4 protein-coding genes, 1 tRNA gene and 1 pseudogene are annotated in these 4,438 nt (G+C 42.5%); 2 read left to right on the forward strand and 4 right to left on the reverse strand.

What is annotated here, in order from left to right:
• Nucleotides 1-126 precede the first annotated feature (126 nt).
• From radC to AC2VE5_RS24280, 3 genes are all read right to left on the reverse strand, one after another.
• Entirely contained in the window at nt 127-858 is a 732-nt protein-coding gene (gene radC / locus AC2VE5_RS24270) for a RadC family protein (RefSeq protein ID WP_486890192.1), read from the reverse strand.
• A gap of 97 nt (nt 859-955) precedes the next feature.
• Nucleotides 956-1,891, reverse strand: a complete 936-nt coding sequence (locus AC2VE5_RS24275) for a phosphoribulokinase (protein WP_486890193.1) — start codon at nt 1,889-1,891, stop codon at nt 956-958.
• A 183-nt stretch (nt 1,892-2,074) separates the two neighbouring features.
• Nucleotides 2,075-2,146 (reverse strand) — tRNA-Val (locus AC2VE5_RS24280).
• Nucleotides 2,147-2,237: 91 nt separating this feature from the next.
• Between AC2VE5_RS24280 and AC2VE5_RS24285 the strand changes: the two genes are divergently transcribed.
• Both AC2VE5_RS24285 and mazG read left to right on the forward strand, forming a co-directional pair.
• Nucleotides 2,238-2,774: a metal-binding protein gene (locus AC2VE5_RS24285; RefSeq protein WP_486890194.1), complete on the forward strand. Its 537-nt coding sequence runs from the start codon at nt 2,238-2,240 to the stop codon at nt 2,772-2,774.
• 15 nt (nt 2,775-2,789) lie between these two features.
• On the forward strand, nt 2,790-3,614 hold the full coding sequence (gene mazG / locus AC2VE5_RS24290) for a nucleoside triphosphate pyrophosphohydrolase (RefSeq protein WP_486890195.1): 825 nt from the start codon (nt 2,790-2,792) through the stop codon (nt 3,612-3,614).
• Between the two features lie 231 nt (nt 3,615-3,845).
• Here the strand turns inward: mazG and AC2VE5_RS24295 are convergent.
• Nucleotides 3,846-4,200 (reverse strand): annotated as a pseudogene (locus tag AC2VE5_RS24295) (IS1 family transposase); the annotation flags it as partial.
• Nucleotides 4,201-4,438 lie beyond the last annotated feature (238 nt).

Below are 4,438 nucleotides of genomic sequence, written 5' to 3' on the forward strand. Positions count from 1 at the left end.
TTTACTGCCTCTAGCTCTAAATGGGGAAAAGCTTGAGTAACTTGACCCATATCCACCTGCCTAACTCGTTGTTTGAGGACAAACTTTGTTGTTCACTACTCTACTATATTTGAACGCAATTTGGTATCAATCCCCTTGCGGGCATTCTTCCCACAATGTAGTTATTTCCCGCAAACTTTGATGATTCCCATCACCCAAAATCAAATGATCCAATAGCGGAATCCCCAATATCTGCGCTCCCGACAATAACTGGCGCGTCAACTCAATATCTTGGGTACTTGGTTCTACACTACCCGACGGATGATTGTGAGCAACTACAACTCTGGTTGCACCTTGACGAAGCACCTCTCGAAAAATCTCGCGGGGAGGCGCAAGAGTTTCTGTCGCCGTACCAATTGTAATTACCTGCGTACCTAACAACCGATTTTTAACATCGAGTAGTAGCACCGCAAAACGTTCTTGAGATTGCCACATCAAATGTTGACTTAATGCTGCTGCCGCTTCGGCGGGGCTTTCAATCGGTGTACGATCCAAAGGGCGCGATTGAAAAGCCCGTTTCCCTAATTCCACCGCCGCTAAAATTGTTGTCGCCTTCGCCGGACCAATCCCATCAATTAGCATCAATTCTTGAACGCTTACTTCCCGTAAAACTGCCAAAGGATCGCGATCGCACTTGCTAAGTTCTTGTAAAATATGTTGCCCTAACCCTACTGCCGAAAGTTTACCTGCTCCTTGTCCCGTACCCAATAAAATTGCAATGAGTTCCGCCGTTGCCAATACTTGGGAACCATGAGCCATCAAGCGTTCGCGGGGTCGTTCTGTAGTCGGTAAATCGGCAATTCTTAAGCAATAAGTCATAGCGGGTAATTACTTGAAAGCAACTACCTTTATCTATCCCATTTAAGTCTAAAAAATCACATTGCCTGACTAAATATAACTAGCAATCGCATTTAACCTATTGGCGAATTTGCGGAGCCTTCAACATATGATAGGTAATCAACAATTGGGTCAAAGCCAAAGGGTTACTCTGAATTGTCTCACCCGTTGTACCTGTAAGCTTGCCTAAGCCGGGGTTACTTTCGCGATCGCATATATTCTTCAAATTAGGCATATCGCTACATATTAGCTTCTCTAGATCGTACACCTGCTCCAAGGTTGCATGACCGTCTACTTCTACCACATCTACAGGTTTACCCATATCTCTATCTAGTTCCAATCGCACGGCGGGAGTAGCACTAGCATTCCTTGAAATAATTTGGGTAAATTCGGGGTGAGGAATAGTTGGACGCAGTACCAAACGTACATTTAATAAAGGATTGTTTTCGCTGTTATCACCTGGTGGATAAAAACTCACTACTACATCCGCCCATTGACGCTGAGGACGGATAAATTCTTCCGAATCTGGTTCGCGTTTAGCCATCTCTGCTAAAACTTGTTCTTTGCTGTATCCGCGTTTCGCTGTATCTCGCTTGACTTTCCAATCGGCGCGCAGTGATTCTGGAGGCGCTAAATACACTTTGACATCATAAGCATCTCTGGCGGCGCGAGTAGAATAACCTAGCAAACCTTCCACTACAACAAATTGATTCGGCTTAATATATTGTGGCGGCTCAAAACTTCCTGTTTTGTGACTGTATACAGGTTTAAGTATGGGTTGCCCTGTCCTCAACAAAGACAAATGTTGTTGCATAATGTCTAGATAGTTACAATCGGGATGCAGAGCGGTAATGCCTAATTCTGCTCGTTGAACGCGATCGTAGCGGTGATAATCATCCGTACAAATAACTGTAACGTTATCCTCACCCAACACTTGAGCAATTCCTTTTGTCAAAGTTGTTTTCCCAGCAGCGCTGTCGCCGACAATACCTAAAATAATCGGACGATTGCTCATGATTGCTCCTATAGTAGATTCAATCCACTGGTAAAATTTTATTTTGTCTAATTTTACTGGAGAATGGGATATTAATAGTCTTCAGCTTTGAGTACAAACTAATTGCACCTTGAAAACTATCAAAATCTACAGGAAACCTGAATCATTTGAGGAGAATTACATTACTGCAATAGCTAAAATGTATGGGCGATACTGGACTTGAACCAGTGACGTCCTGCTTGTAAGGCAGGCGCTCTACCACTGAGCTAATCGCCCGTTTTTTACGGTAATATCCAATATAGCAAATTTATTTCATTAAAGCTATGCTTTTTTGCAATATTTCCCCAACCTTACATAAATCAATATTATGCCTTCCGGTCAAACCCACGATCGCATTACTTTATGGAGTTTACCTATAATTGCTGGTTGCACCTATTTGTTGACGCAAAGAAGTGGCGATCGCACTTTAATTGTCGCTGGGGCATTTTTATTTAGCGGTTTAATGTTTGGACCAGATTTAGACATTTATTCCGTCCAATACAAGCGCTGGGGCTATTTGCGATGGTTGTGGATACCCTACCAAAAAACCTTAAAACATCGTTCTTTACTATCTCACGGACTAATAATTGGTACAACCGTGCGATTGCTATACCTTGCTTTTTGGTTAAGCATAGTCGGAATTTTTGCTGTGGGAATAGCCGAATTATGGGGAGATGTAAGCTGGAATTGGCAATTATGGGCGCAATTAGCTAAAAAGTATACCTATGAATGGATTTTGCTATTTATTGGCTTAGAGATGGGAGCAATTAGTCATATATTAAGCGATCGCATTGGTTCCTCGATCAAACGCAAGCAACGAAATAAAGCAATTGCTGGCAAAATAAAGAAATCGACAACTAAGTAGTGACAATTGTACAAGATGTCTAACCAAAATCACCCTAGCACCGCTACTTTGGCAGCATTGCAACAGCTAATCGATGTAGTAGCACGCCTTAGATCCCCCGATGGTGGTTGTCCTTGGGATTTAGCGCAAACTCAACAGACGCTAACACCCTATGTAATTGAAGAAGCTTACGAAGTCGTAGAAGCGATTTCTAGTGGCGACCAAAATGCGATCGCCGAAGAATTAGGCGACTTATTACTACAAGTTATATTACAGGCGCAAATAGCCACCGAAGAAAACAAGTTTAGTTTAAAAGAAATCGCCGAAGGTATTAGCCAAAAACTAATTCGCCGCCATCCTCATGTATTTGGCGATGTAGACGCAACCAGCATTGAGCAAGTAAAGCAAAACTGGGAACAAATTAAAGCTGAGGAAAAAGGAGAATCTATTAATACTGCTCAATTGAGTAGCAAACTCAGCCGTTATACGCGCACTTTTCCACCTCTCCTCGCAGGGATGAAGATCTCGCAAAAAGCTGCCTTGGGTGGCTTTGAGTGGGAAAATGTAGAGGGAGTGTGGGCTAAATTCACTGAAGAACTAGGGGAATTTAAACAAGCGATCGCTAGTGAATCGTTAGAACACCAGCAAGCAGAATTAGGGGACTTATTGTTTGTTTTAATCAATCTAGCGCGGTGGTACAAAATCGATCCAAGCATTGCTTTGCAAGGCACAAATCAACGCTTTATTCAACGCCTATCTCACGTTGAAACCCTTGCTGGTCGTCCGCTATCTGATTATACCCTTGAAGAATTAGAAGCCTTGTGGCAACAAGCAAAAGCAACAATTGCTAGAGATAATTAATAACCTTTGCGATCTCCTAGAGGTGAATTGTTGGGCGATCGCATACATTCAAGACGCTAATAAAAATTTGGGTAGTCTTGAATAACCAAACATAGAGTGCAAACAGTAGTTTTACATACATATGAGTTCACTTAAATCTCCATCTCTGCGTAAACCCTGACATAAGCAATTTTGCAGCTACACCCACGTATCAGTGAAAACTCGGGCGTTGCTGAATTGAGAGATGAATATTTAAGGACGATGAGGCACAGGCACATCACCAAACTTAAGATAATGAATTAACAACCGAATCGAATCAGCCAACATATATATTTAGGGATTTGGAATAATACAAAGTTTTACGAACTTGGCGCGCTAAATAATGACGTAAGCGGGTGTTTTCCCCTTCGATGGTTCTATAGGTTTTGCTTATAATCTGGTCTCCTAGAGGGATAAAACCAGGATAAACAGACCAACCATCGGTGACAATAAAATCACACTGCCAAGTAGCAACAAGTTCCCACAATGGGGCGAAAGTTTCACCACTATGGTTCCCTAACACCCAACCTAAAATTCCTGCTCTAAAGTGCTCTACCGCCGTCCAGAGAAGGCAAAAAAGGGGGGAAGATTCCTCCCTTTTGTTGCCGCCCAGATGAGCTTTTTTTTGAGCGGACAAAGGTCACTAGGGCGTATCTGCAAACTCAAAAGGGACATTAGATATAGTGGGAAGAAAGTGAGAATATGAAGATTCTAATATCTGAAAACTAACGGGAGTAACTTTCTATGCCGCTACATCGTGGTGACCTAAATGATGCTCAATGGCAGAAACTTCATCCCTTGCTGCC

The organism is Aliterella sp. E5.1 (genome assembly GCF_057473825.1).